The 15747-nt window shown below is 48.5% G+C and carries 14 protein-coding genes; 3 read left to right on the top strand and 11 right to left on the bottom strand.

Translation table 11 applies throughout. The features are described from left to right. Positions 1-41: 41 nt before the first annotated feature. A complete protein-coding gene (locus tag ABD836_RS04270) occupies positions 42-1979 on the top strand; it encodes a transglycosylase SLT domain-containing protein (RefSeq protein WP_344932644.1) in 1938 nt (645 codons plus the stop codon). On the opposite strand, the gene ABD836_RS04275 is transcribed toward ABD836_RS04270, so the two are convergent. The 3 genes from ABD836_RS04275 to ABD836_RS04285 all read right to left on the bottom strand — a co-directional run bounded on the left by ABD836_RS04275 (position 1976) and on the right by ABD836_RS04285 (position 4436). After that, a complete protein-coding gene (locus ABD836_RS04275; protein WP_344932645.1) occupies positions 1976-2782 on the bottom strand; it encodes an MOSC domain-containing protein in 807 nt (268 codons plus the stop codon). The genes ABD836_RS04270 and ABD836_RS04275 overlap by 4 nt on opposite strands. Then, positions 2779-3048 carry a glutaredoxin family protein gene (locus tag ABD836_RS04280; protein WP_344932647.1) on the bottom strand — a complete coding sequence of 90 codons (270 nt, stop codon included), beginning with the start codon at positions 3046-3048 and terminating at the stop codon, positions 2779-2781. The genes ABD836_RS04275 and ABD836_RS04280 overlap by 4 nt, the downstream gene beginning before the upstream one ends. 83 nt (positions 3049-3131) lie before the next feature. Then, positions 3132-4436 carry an ammonium transporter gene (locus tag ABD836_RS04285; protein WP_344932650.1) on the bottom strand — a complete coding sequence of 435 codons (1305 nt, stop codon included), beginning with the start codon at positions 4434-4436 and terminating at the stop codon, positions 3132-3134. A 452-nt stretch (positions 4437-4888) separates the two neighbouring features. Here ABD836_RS04285 and ABD836_RS04290 point away from each other — a divergent pair, with 452 nt between their 5' ends. Further along, complete coding sequence (locus tag ABD836_RS04290) at positions 4889-5653, top strand: TrmH family RNA methyltransferase (RefSeq protein WP_344932652.1); 765 nt, start codon at positions 4889-4891, stop codon at positions 5651-5653. A 58-nt stretch (positions 5654-5711) separates the two neighbouring features. Here ABD836_RS04290 and ABD836_RS04295 read toward each other — a convergent pair whose 3' ends face one another. Together ABD836_RS04295 and ABD836_RS04300 are read right to left on the bottom strand one after the other, a co-directional pair. Then, positions 5712-6887: a vWA domain-containing protein gene (locus tag ABD836_RS04295; RefSeq protein ID WP_344932654.1), complete on the bottom strand. Its 1176-nt coding sequence runs from the start codon at positions 6885-6887 to the stop codon at positions 5712-5714. 3 nt (positions 6888-6890) lie between these two features. Then, positions 6891-7739 carry an AAA family ATPase gene (locus ABD836_RS04300; RefSeq protein WP_344932656.1) on the bottom strand — a complete coding sequence of 283 codons (849 nt, stop codon included), beginning with the start codon at positions 7737-7739 and terminating at the stop codon, positions 6891-6893. 199 nt (positions 7740-7938) lie between these two features. Between ABD836_RS04300 and cysK the strand changes: the two genes are divergently transcribed. Continuing rightward, on the top strand, positions 7939-8901 hold the full coding sequence (cysK, locus tag ABD836_RS04305) for a cysteine synthase A (RefSeq protein ID WP_344932658.1): 963 nt from the start codon (positions 7939-7941) through the stop codon (positions 8899-8901). On the opposite strand, the gene ABD836_RS04310 is transcribed toward cysK, so the two are convergent. From ABD836_RS04310 to ABD836_RS04335, 6 genes are all read right to left on the bottom strand, one after another. Beyond that, positions 8882-10390, bottom strand: a complete 1509-nt coding sequence (locus tag ABD836_RS04310) for a serine/threonine-protein kinase (protein WP_344932661.1) — start codon at positions 10388-10390, stop codon at positions 8882-8884. The two genes, cysK and ABD836_RS04310, sit on opposite strands and share 20 nt — an antisense overlap. A 68-nt stretch (positions 10391-10458) precedes the next feature. Next, a complete protein-coding gene (locus ABD836_RS04315) occupies positions 10459-11145 on the bottom strand; it encodes a hypothetical protein (RefSeq protein ID WP_344932663.1) in 687 nt (228 codons plus the stop codon). Positions 11146-11289: 144 nt separating this feature from the next. Continuing rightward, positions 11290-12543, bottom strand: coding sequence for an autotransporter outer membrane beta-barrel domain-containing protein (locus ABD836_RS04320; RefSeq protein ID WP_344932665.1), 1254 nt, complete (start codon positions 12541-12543; stop codon positions 11290-11292). A gap of 95 nt (positions 12544-12638) precedes the next feature. Continuing rightward, positions 12639-14279 (bottom strand): caspase family protein, encoded by a 1641-nt coding sequence (locus ABD836_RS04325; protein ID WP_344932667.1) that lies wholly within the window; start codon positions 14277-14279, stop codon positions 12639-12641. Between the two features lie 74 nt (positions 14280-14353). Next, positions 14354-15166, bottom strand: a complete 813-nt coding sequence (locus ABD836_RS04330; protein ID WP_344932669.1) for an FHA domain-containing protein — start codon at positions 15164-15166, stop codon at positions 14354-14356. A gap of 167 nt (positions 15167-15333) precedes the next feature. Continuing rightward, the gene (locus tag ABD836_RS04335) at positions 15334-15744 is read right to left on the bottom strand and encodes a hypothetical protein (protein ID WP_344932671.1); all 411 of its coding nucleotides are present in this window, start codon (positions 15742-15744) and stop codon (positions 15334-15336) included. Positions 15745-15747: the final 3 nt, after the last annotated feature.

Genomic DNA, 15747 nt, shown 5'->3' on the forward strand with positions numbered 1-15747 from the left:
TACTCATTGAAAATTCACACTTCATGCAAGGCTGCAGGGATATGAACCGCTTTTTAACGCTTTTGATCGCACTGGCAATCCAGACGACAACTGTTACTGCCGATCCCGCGTCAGACAATAACCGGAGATTATACCGCGAAGCGCTCACGGAAATCAGCCGCGGTCGCATAGCCAATGCCGAAAAGCTAACACCACAGCTCACTAACTACGCTTTATATCCATACCTAGAGCTGGAGTTGATCAAAGCGCAAATAGACCAAATATCGCAACAAACCGTCGATGTCTATCTGCAACAGTATGGAGACACCATCGCTGGGCAGCGAATTCGACTCGCATGGCTGAACAAATTACGCCGCAATAATAATTGGCCACTGTATGTCCAGTATTACAGCAGGAGCTCATCCACTGTAAATAGTTGTCATTACGCCCATGCCCTGCGGGAAATCGGCGATCACAAAGATGCCGACGCGGCTATAGCAGCACTATGGAGCACGCCCTACTCGCTTCCTAAGGAATGCGACGCCCCAATTAAACAATGGTTTAGCCGCCTCAGCCTCCACCAGACCGAGCAGCAATATTGGCATCGCGCCAATTTAGCGTTAAATAGCGGCCAAACCGACATGGCGCGCTATCTCCTAGGCAAAGTCCCAGGCAGCGAAGGCTATATCGAGTTACTACGCAGTCCCAATTTGCTATTTCGCCGCGGCATCTCACTACCACGCAACGATCGTAGCCGCAGCATTGCCGTTCACACCTTAAAACGCTTAGCAAAAGGCGACTTCGAACGCACCAACACCCTGTGGCAACAACTCGATCGCGAATTAAAATTTACTGCCAGCCAAAATTACGCATTGCGCGACAGCATGGCACGTCAAATCATCGCCAGCGATGCGGATTACACCCGGGATTGGGTGATGGCTACCGACCCCAATTACGAAGATCCCTATCTAACGGAGTGGCGCATCCGCCTCGCCTTAAAAGACGGCGACTGGGCAGGCGTAAAACGCATTGTCCAATTTCTTCCCGATGACAAAAAGCAAAAATCTGACTGGCGATATTGGTCAGCCAGAGCAGATATAGAACTGCGTGGCGAGCTGAGCGTTAGCACGCAGCTCGAGCTTCAGAAACTCGCGGCTGAGCGCGGCTACTATAGCTTTTTAGCCGCCGACATCCTAAATGAAGACTACCAACTTGGCAGTACTCGCAGCCTAGACGCCACACTTATTGCTGAGATTGAGCAACACAGTGCAATTGGCCGCGCAAAAGAGCTCCTTTTGATGGGCGACCCAGCCACCGCAAATTTAGAGTGGGCCTACGCAATGCGCAGCCTCAATAAAGCCGAGCAAGTTGCTGCCGCCCAGCTTGCACTCGATTGGGACTGGCCCTACCAAGCTATCATGACTGCGCTACGCGCTGATGAATGGAACGACCTCGTATTGCGCTTTCCCACCCCGCATCACGACAGCTTTAGCAAAATAGCCGCGCGAGAAAGAATCCAGCTAAAATGGATTTATGCCATTGCCCGACAAGAAAGCGCCTTTGCGCCCGCCGCGAACTCCCGTGTTGGCGCTCGCGGCCTTATGCAGCTAATGCCGGGCACAGCAAAACTTGTTGCCAAACAGATGGGCCTGCCAAACCCCAAGACTGAAGACTTGCTCACACCGGAAAAAAACATTGCCATGGGCGGTTATTATTTAGGCCAACTCCTTGAGCAATTCGGTGGTAATCGCATTTTAGCAACCGCTGCTTACAACGCGGGACCAGGCCGAATTGAACGGGTTTTATTGCGCCAGGCCCAAGACATGCCAGCTGACATATGGATAGAAAATCTGCCTTACGGCGAAACCCGTGAATACATCAAAAATGTGCTTGCGTTCAGTGTTATCTATGCCGAAAAACTGGATCTAGACCGGCCATTATTAGCCCAGACCGAGCGCCAAATTGGACCTAAAACCAGCTCAACAGCACTCAAAAACTAGTTAGTTAGTAAAACATCCACCGCGTCGCCTACAGCGACTGCACCATGTGCGCGGTGGATCATGTTCTGACCAAAATACACTTCGCCATCGCGCTTGCGATGCGCTTGCAGTACACGAAAGACATCAGGCTCCCGGCTAGCATCTTCAGGATTCACGGTTGGAATAGCGCAGCGCGCGCAGGGCTTTACTAAATCAAATTCGACGCCACCGATACAAACTTTCTTCCAACTGTCCTCTGCAAAGGCTGGGGCACCGGAAATCACAATATTTGGCCGAAAGCGTTGTATATCGAGCTCGCGACCAAGCATGCTGCTAAGGACTTGCAACGATGCTTCATTACAAAGCAAAAAGGGAAATCCGTCCGCAAAGCTGACCCTGTCGCCCAGCGCACCATACGGCAACGCCACTTGACGCTGCGTGCTTTCAGGCAAATAGCAAAGCCGAAGCCTTGCGCCTAACTCATCGCTGAGCCATTCTGCCGCCTCATCCCCAGCATCTAGCGCCGTACAGTTATCTTCCCAAACAAAGACCTCGCGTTCGATTTTAGCGCGGCCATAATCGACACAAATTCCATTTTCAGGTTGTTTTAAATTCCATAGGCGCAATGCGTCGCCCTTAATTTCCGCCGCTATTAGGCACATCTTTGGCCGCTGACGTTGGGTTACGAACTGACCAGATTCGTCAATCACCATCCAGCGGCGATCACGATCTGGCCCCCAGTCCGTAACATCTAATACACGCTGACCATTTCCCCGCAAGGACTTAACCGGGTAGGTATATAACGACGACACAATCACGCTCATGACAAATCCAAACTACGGACAAACGCCTGCACTGCGTCGCCGTCAAAAGGCCAACACAATTCCTGTAAGGAGTGCTTATTTTGCAATACAGGAATAGACAAGGCGTATCGGTCCATTAAATTGTCGTTCTCCGCTATATCGACAAGCTCCACTTCCCAGTCGCAACCCTGAGCCAAAAATGCAGCCAAAACAGCCTCTGCTTGCTCGCACAAATGACAGGCCGAGGTGCCAAACAGGACGAAGCACTTCGCTGAGTCCATATCCATCGCATTTTTCCTTATCGCTATTTTATACAATCCAAAAAAAGCCCGGCATAGCCGGGCTTTAAACACGCACTAGCATCCGCACATTATAAATCGTAACCAACTTCGTTGTGGCAAGTAATATCCAGGCCCTGCCCTTCTTCATCTGCACTGACACGTAAACCAATTAGCTTGTCGATAATAACAAATAGCCCGAAACTGATAATTGCCGTGTATGCAAAGGTTGCAGCAATACCTATCAGCTGCACCTTAAGCTGCGAAGCAATCGTCATACCCTCAGCGAGCCCCTGACCGCTAAATACCCCCAACTCACTGCTTGCGAATATCCCAGCCAAAAAAGTGCCCAAAATACCGCCTACACCATGCACGGGGAATACGTCTAAGGAGTCATCTATTTTCCATATTTGCTTCATTGCCAGCGTACAGTAGAAACAAACAATACCCGCACTTAAACCAATAACCATAGCGCCCGCAGGGCCGACAAAACCGGATGCCGGCGTAATGGTACCAAGACCAGCCACCACACCGGTAACGGCGCCCAAAGCACTTGGTTTACCGTAACGCTTCCATTCAATCGCAGACCACGTCAGGCAGCCTGTAGCCGCCGACAAATGGGTAACCAGCATTGCCATACCGGCATCACCGTTGGCACCTAGCGCACTACCGGCATTAAAGCCAAACCAACCTACCCACAACATACCGGCACCAATAAAGGTCATCGTTAAATTGTGTGGTGGCAAGGCCATTTGACCAAAGCCTTGACGCTTACCAAGTACAAGTGCCGCAACCAAGGCGGCTACACCAGCCGTAATATGAACCACAGTACCGCCGGCAAAATCCAACAAACCCATTTCAGCCAGCCAACCACCACCCCAAACCCAGTGGGTTACCGGCGCATAAACCAGTAGCAGCCACAAGGCAGAGAAAATCATTACAGCCGAAAATTTAATCCGTTCCGCGAAGCCACCAATTATGAGCGCCGGGGTAATAATGGCAAACGTCATCTGAAACATAATAAAGACAGTTTCAGGGATGTCACCGCTAACGCTTGATTCAGCCACACCAGCAAGAAAAGCCTTGCTTAAATCGCCAATGAACGCGCCTCCTTCGCTAAATGCCAGGCTATAACCGGCAATAACCCACAGTAGCGATGCCATACAGGTAATACTAAAGCATTGCATCAACACACTAAGCACATTCTTACTGCGAACTAGACCGCCATAAAATAGGGCTAGGCCTGGTAGCGTCATGAATAGCACTAACGCCGTCGACGTGAGCATCCATGCAGTATTCCCAGTATCAATACCCTGAGCAAATCCCCACTGTGGTGCAAATACCACGGCAAGCAAGCTTGCAACTCTTAACGGTCGCCAATCACCCAACTTTTTCATTAAAAATATCTCCTAGCGCAAATATTGTGCACCACAATAGGACCTTAATAATTTATTCGCTCTATGATGGGGCTGCCACCATAAACTAAAGAAGGCCTAACCTTGTATAAATACCAGCTATTACCAAACTAAGACTTTGTTTTTACTAGCTTTATTATAACTAAGCTCAATAAAAAAAATGCTTATCGTAACGGCGGCGGAATACTGAGCGACCCGCGAGCAAAAACGCACAACATAGAAGCAATAATCATGCCCGCATCTAGTGCGGTAGCACCACAATCATGCACGACTGCATCTATGGGGTTATAAAGCGAAATTAAAGCCAATCAAATCAAGGCAAGCCGCGGCGTTTTCTATTACCATTCTCTGCTCGCCAATATATCGCTTAACTGTGACAAACCACCTCAGCAAAGCTTGGCGAATTGACCATTTCCACAACATAAGCGAAATTTATGAGCAGTGAGAATTATCAGCAACGACGCGCATTTTTCGACCAACTCTTGACCATCTATGGCCGTAAACCTGTGCTCGAAGCCTTGCAGGATCCCGGAATGCAAATCTACAAATTGCATCTTGCCCAAAGCAACAAGGAAGACGGCATTATTAGAGAACTGCGCCAACTTGCTGAACAGCGCAATATCGAAATAGAAATGCACGAGCGCAAAGCCCTGTCGCGGATTTCAAAAAATGGTAAGCAAGACCAAGGGGTTGCCGCCGACTTGCAACTGAGCGCCTATCAACCTAGCTCTAAGATTAGCCAATCACACCTAGAATCGGCGCCACGCCGCTATTTAGCGCTAGATCGCATTACCAACCCGCAAAACCTAGGCATGATAATTCGTTCAGTTGCCGCCAGCGGTATTGACGGGCTTATACTGCCACGGCGCGGCGGTGCGCCTCTCACAGCGCTCGTGATTAAAGCCAGCGCAGGCACCTTGTTTAAAGCACCACTGTTCCATTGCGAGGATTTAGCTCAGGAATTACTAAGAATAAAGGATGATGGCGCCAACTTATGTTGTTTATCGTCCCACGCCAAAGAGTCAATATTTGACTATGCGTCAGAGCACAGCACCATCTACATCCTCGGCAATGAAACCGACGGAGTAAGTAGCAATATAGAAAAGCTATGCAACGCCCGCCTGCAGATACCAATGCACAACGGGGTCGAATCCTTAAACGTCGCAGTGACTGCATCGCTCATCGCGTTTATGGCGTAAATACACGGCCGCCAGAAAGACTGCAGTGGAAGTTTACCGCTGCAGTCAAAATGGAATGCTATTTTGCGAGGTAGGCCATGGCTTTTTCTAAGCCACCTAAGGTCATGGGGTACATATGCCCTTCGAGCTGTTGCTCAACAATTTTGATCGACTGAGTCCAATCCCAATCTGATGGCGGCACAGGGTTAAGCCACGCAACTTTTTCATAGGTTTCAAGGACCCGACGCATCCACACATCACCCGACTCCTCATTCCAATGCTCAACACTGCCACCGGGCTGAACAATCTCATAGGGTGACATTGACGCGTCGCCGACAAAAATAATTTTATAGTCTGAACTGTATTTGTGGAGCACATCGAGCAATTGCACTCGCTCGGAGTGACGACGAATATTGTTGTCCCACACCGACTCGTAGATGTAGTTATGGAAGTAGTAATACTCCATATGCTTAAATTCAGTACGCGCAGCAGAGAATAGCTCTTCACACACCTTAATATGGGGGTCCATCGACCCACCAACATCAAAAAACAACAACACTTTCACTGCATTATGCCGCTCAGGCACCATTTTCAGGTCCAGCATTCCACCATTTTTCGCGGTGGATGAGATGGTGTCATTGATGTCTAATTCATCGGCAGCGCCAGTACGCGCAAATTTTCGCAAACGTCGCAATGCAACCTTAATATTCCGAGTACCCAGCTCAACACTGTCGTCCAGATTTTTGAAATCCCGACGCTCCCAGACCTTTATCGCCTTTTTGTTGGTGCTTTCACCGCCAATGCGGATGCCTTCCGGATTATAACCACCATGCCCATAAGGTGAAGTACCGCCAGTACCAATCCACTTATTACCACCGGCATGACGGCCTTTCTGCTCTTCGAGACGTTTTTTAAACTCCTCGATCAGCTTATCTAGCCCACCTAAAGACTCAATTTTGGCCTTTTCCTCGTCGCTTAACTGCTTTAGGAACTCTTTTCGCAGCCAGTCGTCAGGAATCATTGCCTCAATAACGTCGTCTAGGGTATTGAGCTCACTAAAGTAACTGCCAAAGGCCTTGTCGAAACGGTCGTAATACTTCTCGTCTTTGACCATACACAAACGGGCTAACTGGTAAAATTCGTCTACATCAAGAAATGCCAGCCGAGCTTGCAAGCCCGCGAGCAGATCCAATAATTCACGAATACTTACCGGTACACCGGCATTACGAAGACTGAGAAAAAATTGTACTAACATAGTTTAGCTGCGGCTCTCGCGACGATGCATAAAGGCAAGTCGTTCTAGCAAATGCACGTCTTGTTCATTTTTCAACAGCGCACCATAAAGCGGCGGAATCGCCTTGCTGGCATCACGATTTTTAAGAATTTCACCAGGGATCTCATCGGCCAGTAGTAATTTCAGCCAATCGATCAACTCCGAAGTTGAAGGCTTTTTCTTCAAACCCGGAATCTGGCGGATTTCAAAGAACACTTCCATGGCCTCGGCTACTAGCTCCTTAGCAATATCTGGGTAATGCACGGCAACTATTTTCTGCATTGTTTCCCTGCTTGGGAAAGTAATAAAGTGGAAAAAACAACGGCGCAAAAATGCGTCCGGTAGCTCTTTTTCATTATTACTTGTAATGATAATGATTGGCCTGTGCTTGGCTTTAACTGTTTCGCCAGTTTCGTAGACAAAGAATTCCATACGATCAAGCTCAACGAGTAAGTCGTTGGGGAATTCAATATCCGCTTTATCGATTTCGTCTATTAACAACACCACTTGTTCGTCGGCGGCAAACGCTTCCCAGAGCTTGCCTCTGCGGATGTAATTGCTAATGTCTTTTACTTTTTCATTACCCAACTGGGAGTCGCGCAAGCGCGATACCGCATCGTATTCATAAAGCCCCTGCTGCGCCTTAGTGGTCGACTTAATATGCCACTGAATAAGGGTTTTCCCCATGGATTCTGCGACCTGTTCAGCCAACAAGGTTTTACCCGTGCCCGGCTCACCTTTAATGAGTAAGGGACGCTGCAAAGTCACTGCGGCATTGACCGCCATACTCAGGTCGTCGGTTGAAACATATGAATCGGTGCCGGTAAATTTCATTGGTATTCCCTAAAACTTGTCGCACTGCTCTAAACTGTTCAGGCGATAATTAAAATGATTGCGCAGAAGACTACCCAAGCTGGCATTATAAGGCAATTACAAATCAGGCCAGCTATATTAATCTGTTATCGGCCCAAGATCGTCGATTTCGGCCGTAATCACGCCAAGATACCATTCACACCTTGCACAGGAAATCCCCATGCCCGCCCCTTTTGATGATCTGAGCCTCACTATTGGCAACACGCCGTTAATAAAAGTGAAGCGCATTAGCCAGCACAATATTCTGGTTAAAATGGAAAGCCGGAACCCTGCCAATAGCGTTAAATGTCGGATCGGCGCCAATATGATCTGGCAAGCCGAGCAAGATGGCTTGCTCAAAGCCGGCATGGAGATTGTAGAACCCACTAGCGGTAACACCGGCATCGCACTCGCCTTCGTCGCTGCGGCGCGGGGCTACCCCATCACGTTAACAATGCCAAGTACCATGAGCATAGAGCGCCGCAAAGTGCTACTGGCCTTAGGAGCCAAACTCATTCTCAGTGACGGTAGCAAGGGCATGAAGGCCGCTATTGCCGCCGCAGAGGCCTTAGTTGCCAGTGATCCAAGCCGCTATTTTATGCCGCAGCAATTTAGCAATCCCGCCAACCCTGCGATTCACGAGCGGACCACTGGCCCTGAAATTTGGCAGGACACCCAGGGTGAAATCGACATTTTAGTCGCGGGGGTCGGAACCGGTGGTACGCTGTCTGGTATTTCTCGCTACATTAAGAATCAATGTGGCAAAGCCATCATCACAATTGCCATTGAGCCCAGCTCAAGTAACCTGATTCGCAGCGCGCTCAATGGCGGTGAAGTCCAGCATGCACCTCACAAGATCCAAGGCATTGGCGCGGGTTTTCTACCCGGTAATCTCGACTTAAGCATGGTCGACAATGTCGAGACCATTGACGATGACGAAGCCATGTTATGGGCCCATCGTCTAATGAAGGAAGAAGGTATATTGGCCGGCATCTCTAGCGGCGCCGCGATGGCAGTGGCCGAACGTGTTGCCAATCGACCGGAGAACGCAGGCAAAACCATCGTTGCAATACTGCCAGATTCCGCCGAACGTTATCTTAGCTCGGCGTTATTTGCAGGCGCATTTACGGAGATTGAGGGCTAGTCGACAGCGATTTTTTCAAATTGAGCAGCGTCGGATTTTGCACTAGAGACTCATACTTCAAGAGTTCATCCACTTGCTGAACGCGCTGCGCAGGCTCGACTTGCGCGGCTCGAATAGCAGCAGTCATATTGGCAACTAACTCCTCAAGCTTATCCATAACCTCCGGGTTACGGGGGTGCAGCACATACGCTCGATCTAAATAGAACAAAGCACCGTTTACGTCATTAAATTTCAGGGCTAAATCCGCTTCGGCCAGGTGCGCGCTAAATTGCTGCTGAACAGCAACTGGCAGTTCTTCAAAAGGAATTTCAGGCCCCAATTCAGGCTCATATAGTGCTACATACGCAGCAAAACCCAGCAGCAATGCAAATAAGGCGAGGCTAAGTTGGCGAATACCTCGACCGGCCCCAGTGAACTTGCGATAGAATTGCCCAGCGTCATGGCAACGCTCATCGCGATTAAATGCCAACGCGCTATTAATTGCCTGCCACTGGTAGTTCGGAATACCTTTAATGCGTTTAGCCCGCAAGCCTTCATCCCGCGCGATCGTTGCCTTCTTTTTAGCAAACGGATGTTCGCCGGTATACAACTGGTAGGCAATGATACCGATAGCGTAGACATCATCAGAGGTATGCGGGGGCGCAGCAGCAATCATCTCGCAACTAGCGTAACCCGGCGTCAGGCCAACAACTTCGCCAATATCGTCTCCGGAGCCATATAACGCCCGAGCAATGCCAAAATCCAAGACTTTCACAACACCTTCATCGGTGACAAAAATATTTGCTGGCTTCAGATCTGAATGCAGAATATTGCGTTTATGTGCATAGGCGATACCTTGCGCGATGGCGGCGATATACTCGCCCGCGTGGTCGCGACAATGTTCTCTGTCTTTGATTATTTGATCGAGAGTACGCCCTTTAAGCGCCTCCATGGTCATAAAAAAAACATCGCCGTCACGATCAAAATCGTAAACGGTAATAATATTGGGATGTGCTAGCTTTTGTGACTTATCGGTTTCCCGCTGCAGGGAAATATACGCCATCGGGTCTTGGGAAAAATCACCAGTGATTAACTTAATGGCGACGTAGGGGTCTTTATGCTTAGCCTCTAACTTCCGCTGATCGACGGCGAGAAACACTGCCCCCATGCCGCCTTCACCAAGTTTTTTCTCTAAATAAAAACGCTCTTTGAGCACACTCCCAACATCTAAGCTAGTAGCACTAACGTCGGGACTATCGTCACTGATGAAGAAATCTGAGTCATCAACGACACCACTGACCGCTTCTGTAATATCGCTCGAAACGCTCACTTGAGTATGGTCGCCAACTGCCACGGTTTTATCATTTTCAAGTTCAGTTGGATCGACAGATTCAGCTTGCGGCGACATAGCTACAGTTAACTCTGAGTCAATATCAATAAGCGTTGCGTCTTCACTATCACCCGCACCAAGAGTTTGTTTGCTGACACGGGTCTTGTCTGTATCGCTCATTTTTATCCTCTACCCCGGCAAGCCCACGCACGACGGAAATATGTGTATGTGATCGCAGTTACTGGCAGCTACTGTATTAATGCTGGCCAACTCTCAGCCCAACAACAGCTATGCGTAAAATCAGGAATGACTGTCAACTCACCACCGTGTTTCGCCACAAATAAGCGGGTTTGCGCTAAAGGTATATTCTTATCATCAGCCCCAGCAAAATGCCGATACCGGATATGGCTTGGATAACGCGCGGTCATCGGGTTCAGCGATCGATGCAGTGGTAAATAACCATGATGGGCTGTCCAGCGGTCAATATCTAAATTAGCAGCAACCGTAATAAGTTCATCCACTGATTCCATATATTCAAGCATAAGCATCGCCAAACTGCCACCACCACTATACCCAATTAAGCTTACCCACGTGGCACCCTGCTCGCTAATGATCGTTTGTGCAGCATTGGCCATACTGCGAACCACCGCTGCACTGTATCGCGCAGAGGTCCACAAGGATTCATCACACAAAGGTGCTTCGTTTAGACCTAGGTAACACGGTCGCCCGAGATAGACGACATCAGCATGAGTATCAAGATTCGCTAGATCTAAAGCGAGCGGATTTTTGGGGCTTGGATCCTTCGCAATATATCGGCCATGTAACCAAGGGCTACCGTCACCGTCGATATATATATGTAGGGATTGGGATTGCCGATGTAACTTGCGATACACAACATGCTGGTAGCCTACGCCATCGACCAATTGTTTGTTCATGTTGTAGGCAGCTGCCTTGCTATCGACACGGTAAGCAGGGCTAGAACATGATACGAGAATAACAATTTGAAAGCATATTATGAAAAATCTAGACCGGAAAACCAATCTCATTTAGAAACGAATAGTTGTCTAGTTTCGACTTTCTCAGGGCAACTCATAGCGAAAGCCTAAAGTCATCGTGTATTTATTCAAATAGTCATGCAAGAACAGACGTTCATAAGCAAAATAGGTGGCCAGACCACGCTTAAACTGTGCAGACACTCCCCAAGAAATGGCGAGCGTACTTGAATCAGGTTCGTCTGACTGATCCGATATACTACCCAGAACACTCTTGTCTGAATCATTCAAGGTTTGGCCATTGGTTTTATAGGCATTGCCTTGATCAAAAATGAATTCGGCTCGCATGGAGGGCAATAGTACGCCCCATGACTGCAACAGGGAGTAATCAGCTTGCAGCGCTAAACTTAGTATATTTGAATCAATATCTTGAGTATTAATACTCCGCACCGCACCGCCGCCTGAGGCTGAGCGCTCGGTATAGCCATCTATTTTTCCACTCATAAACAAAGCGCGCATACTCGGACTCAGGCGCAGTGACCCGTAGCTATATTCTGCTCCAAAGGTTAGGTCACCATACCAGTAATCGCCGTCAGTAGAGGCTGAAAATGCATCGCCAACGGTAAGGCGGTTAATATCAATATCTATGGAACCGTAAGCAAAGAAGGCCGAAATAAAATGGGTATCCCAGTATTTAGCCCCGTGCGCGCCCAGCATGCTTGATGACACCTCACTTCCCCCCAGCTGACTGTCGAGCTCACTGTCTCCGTCACTTGCACTGATAGAAAGTCCGGCAAAACTTGTGTTATCAAGCCGGTAATCAAAACCAAGGGTTAGTGAATCACTTTCTTGATCATAGCCACTACTGCTGGCCGTGGCCTCACGGTCCCGCTTGGTGTGATCAACAAAGCTAAAGAAGGAAAGTCGGCTGCCATCAAGCAGCGCATTGTCGTCGCTGTCTGCACCTGCCGCGCCACCTAAACCACCAAAATAAAAAGCGGTTTTCTGGATGTTACCTTTCCCATCCACGCCACGAGAACGCCACCTAAAAGTATTAATTTTTTGGCCAATGGTCATCGCCACGTCTTGTGTCTGCTTGCCGCTACCCTCTGTAACCGTAGCGCCGCAGGAGTCATGAGACGCGGATTCACTCTCACTGAATTCGTTCGCAGAAGAGACTGACTGGCCAGCGGTTCCGGTGCCACCGGTAGTTTCAGGGTACTCTTGATTTGGATAGTCTGGGTAGATAGTTTGCTGATCACTGCAATTTTCAGCAGCTTGCGCTGGTAGCACGGCGAATGTCGAGGCAAATATCCCAAACAGCACTCCCTTTTTTAGCATTAATTTTGCCACCGTTGAATCTCCCTGTTTTCTATATCAATAGCCAATCGTTGAACACCTACTCGCTAGGATCTACCTAAGCAGCGCAGATCGCATTATTGCGTAAGGGTTTTTGGTACAAAGAAAAAGTCGCCCACTTCATGCCCTGCCCCTTTTATACTTTTATAAACAGGTTCTTGGATAAATTTATTACCCGCTGCGCGGGCTTTCACTGGCCCGCGGATACTTGCGTACAAGTCAGGCGCTGAAAGCACACCCGTGTTACTGCGCAAGGCTTCGATTAATTCTTGAGCAAATACTGAATGATTGCTTCCGCCATCATCAATTACCGGTTTATCGCCGCCCGATGAAAGCAATAAGCGCGAGCGACGCGGCAATTTATATTTTATATATTCATTACTTGACGTCGTTGAATTTTGACCAAAAAACAGGTGCCCCGGTGCCGATGAGAGCAAGCCACCGTAACAAGAATCTGCAATTACCAAAACGCGTTTTGCTTCAATACGACCTAAATGATTACTGATAAATTCATTAGATACCCAAGAGGCATCATTAGGCGGTGGATCTGCATTTATTGGCAGCCAATAACCAGTATCACGTTCACCAACATTAATCATCGAACCGTGACCTGCATAATAGATCAGTAAATTATCTTTTTCAGTCAATACATTGTGTAATTCATTGATCGCTTTCATCACCGTTAAACGATCACTGTCGAGCAACAGCTGTACCTGGAAACCGTATTGTTTCTCTAATATTTCACCAATTTCGCGGGCGTCGTTTATTGGGGTTTGTAGGCTTTCAATTTGCGCGTAATTCCGGTTACCAATAACCAAGGCGTAATACCGGCCAAAGTCCATATCAGCAACTTTAACTTTGCTCGCCACATCGTTTTGCACGTCAGCCGTTGCCAGTGTCGCAGTAGGCGTACGCAAACGTGGAATAGTGGATAGCTGACGCTCAACACTGGCGCGATCATCTTGCAAAGACGCCAAAAGTTTCGTCATCGTGACTAACTCTGTTGCGCCATTTGCCGTCGAATTTAGCGAGTCTTTATTATTCTCTAATTGTTTTTTTAAGCCATTAACTTGGCGTTGCATTAATGCGAGCTGGTCATTTTTGGTCGCCAGTTTCTTTTCAAGCTCACTGCGCAAGGCCGCTTGCTCCGCCTGAGCTGCCTCTTGGAAAATCACGCTGTCGCTCGGTAACCCCCAGGCTTCACGATATAGATTGAGAGCTTGCAGTTTATTTTTCTCAACCCCCAAGCCCTGTTCATACAGGGTACCCAAATTAAATTGCGCACTCTTATTACCTTGGTCGGCGGCTTTCTGATACCAAAGTACTGCGGCTTCGTAATTCGGTTCCGTACCAAGACCTTTTTCAAAAATTTCGCCGACAGCCAGCTGCGCGTCGGCATCGCCCGCTTCCGCGGCCGGTAGCCATATCTTTAACGCCGTTTTATAGTCCGCACGGTCAAATGCGACATATTCACCGCCGCGAATATTGCAATCCGCTGCAGTGGTTTTTATCGGTCTACGCGGGGATAAATACGTCATATTGCCGAGTTTACGCATTTGCCCTGGCAGTAAACAGTCGACGATTTGCAGGCCCGCTATTAGCTCTTCGGTACTCGCTGTAGATTCAGTGATGTCGCTGTCATTCGTTGCAGCACAGGACGCTAATGCGGCGAAACATCCAGCAGCGATGATTTTCCTCAACCCAAATTGCGTATTCATCGTAATATGCCCCTATCATCGAGTCCCTGATGAGTCGATGTGCCGCAAAGCGATCACATCGACAAAAAATACCGCTATTTTAATTGACGAAATACCATGTCAATTCGTCCTAGACTAAGTAAGCTGCCATCTTGCAATGCTATCCTATGGCTGGCCTCGCCGTTAATTCTAATCCCATTAGTGGCACCGATATCCTCTAGCCACCAACTGCCATTTTTATGAATCAACTTCGCGTGCAACATCGATACACTGGGATCATCAATCCGAATTTTTAAATTCTCCTGACGCCCGATCGTCCAAAAAGTATCTGCGTTCTTAGCCGAGACACCGTATACCAAACTCCGGCCATCCGCAAAGAAAAACACCAAGGCGACCTCAGTACTCATTTGCTTAGAGTTAATCGCACGATTAATGCGCTGATCTATTAATTCTTTAGAGTAGTTTGTACTGCGGATTGCCGTGTCCGTCCAACCAGGAGGCAGCTGGTAAGACTGTTGAAATGTCGTTAACTCACTGTCTGGTTCATCATCTATCACGATCGAACCACCGCTAAAAGTATCTTTCTGGGGTAGACGCGACGCAACTATCGTACGCTCTTCGTCCTCAGTGCTTTTAAGGTAGTACGCCGCTTCCCCAAAGGTAATAACATCGCCGGCCTTAACCTGCTCCGGCCTTTTAAGAAGTCGATTATTGATACAGGTTCCGTTCGTGGACCCTAGGTCCTCGAGCACCCACTGCCCACTCGCATAGCTTAGCTTGGCGTGTTGCCTAGACAGTAAACCTTTGCTGATCGCAATATCGCAGCCGCTATCGCGACCGATAATGACTGTACCGGTGACAATGGCGTAGGCTTCATTGCCATCCAAGCTGACGAGCTTCAAATCCATTAGCTTACCTACAGTTCCCTTAAAACCGCTTGAAAGCAGAGCGGGCTATTTAATTATATTGACCAAGCGTGAGCTTGGAATCCATTGCAAAGTATAGCGAATAAATTTCAAGATGGAATCCGAGTGCCGCAGACCGTCGCCATTTAATAAGGAAATGGTCCTAAAAACTATAAAGACGGTTCCCGGCGCTCGGTGTTTGCTGGTGTTTTTGCACGTTTAGTTGAAGATTTACTGGGCGTCGATGCCTTTTTATCACCGGAAAGCCATACCATCGCTGCCAAGGCCAATATCAGCGCCAAAATTTGCCCCGCCGCCAAGATTATAAGTGTTGGCAGTGCCGTTTCTATGCCTTCTGTTACCAAACTTAATACTGCTGAAGCGCTACCAGGCACCCACAGTTGCGGCGCTGCCGGATGACGGCCAGGCACAAACAAGAAAGCCAAGGCAGCAAACAGCAGCCAATACCTAACAAAAACCGAGGGTATCTTACGCAAAAGCAAGAACCATATCAGCATCGCCAGCACCCCGACACCAAGGTAAACCTGCCATGCCAAGCGGTAATCATCTAAATTAATCATGTC

This window comes from Zhongshania borealis, assembly GCF_039539625.1.
Taxonomy (GTDB): domain Bacteria; phylum Pseudomonadota; class Gammaproteobacteria; order Pseudomonadales; family Spongiibacteraceae; genus Spongiibacter; species Spongiibacter borealis.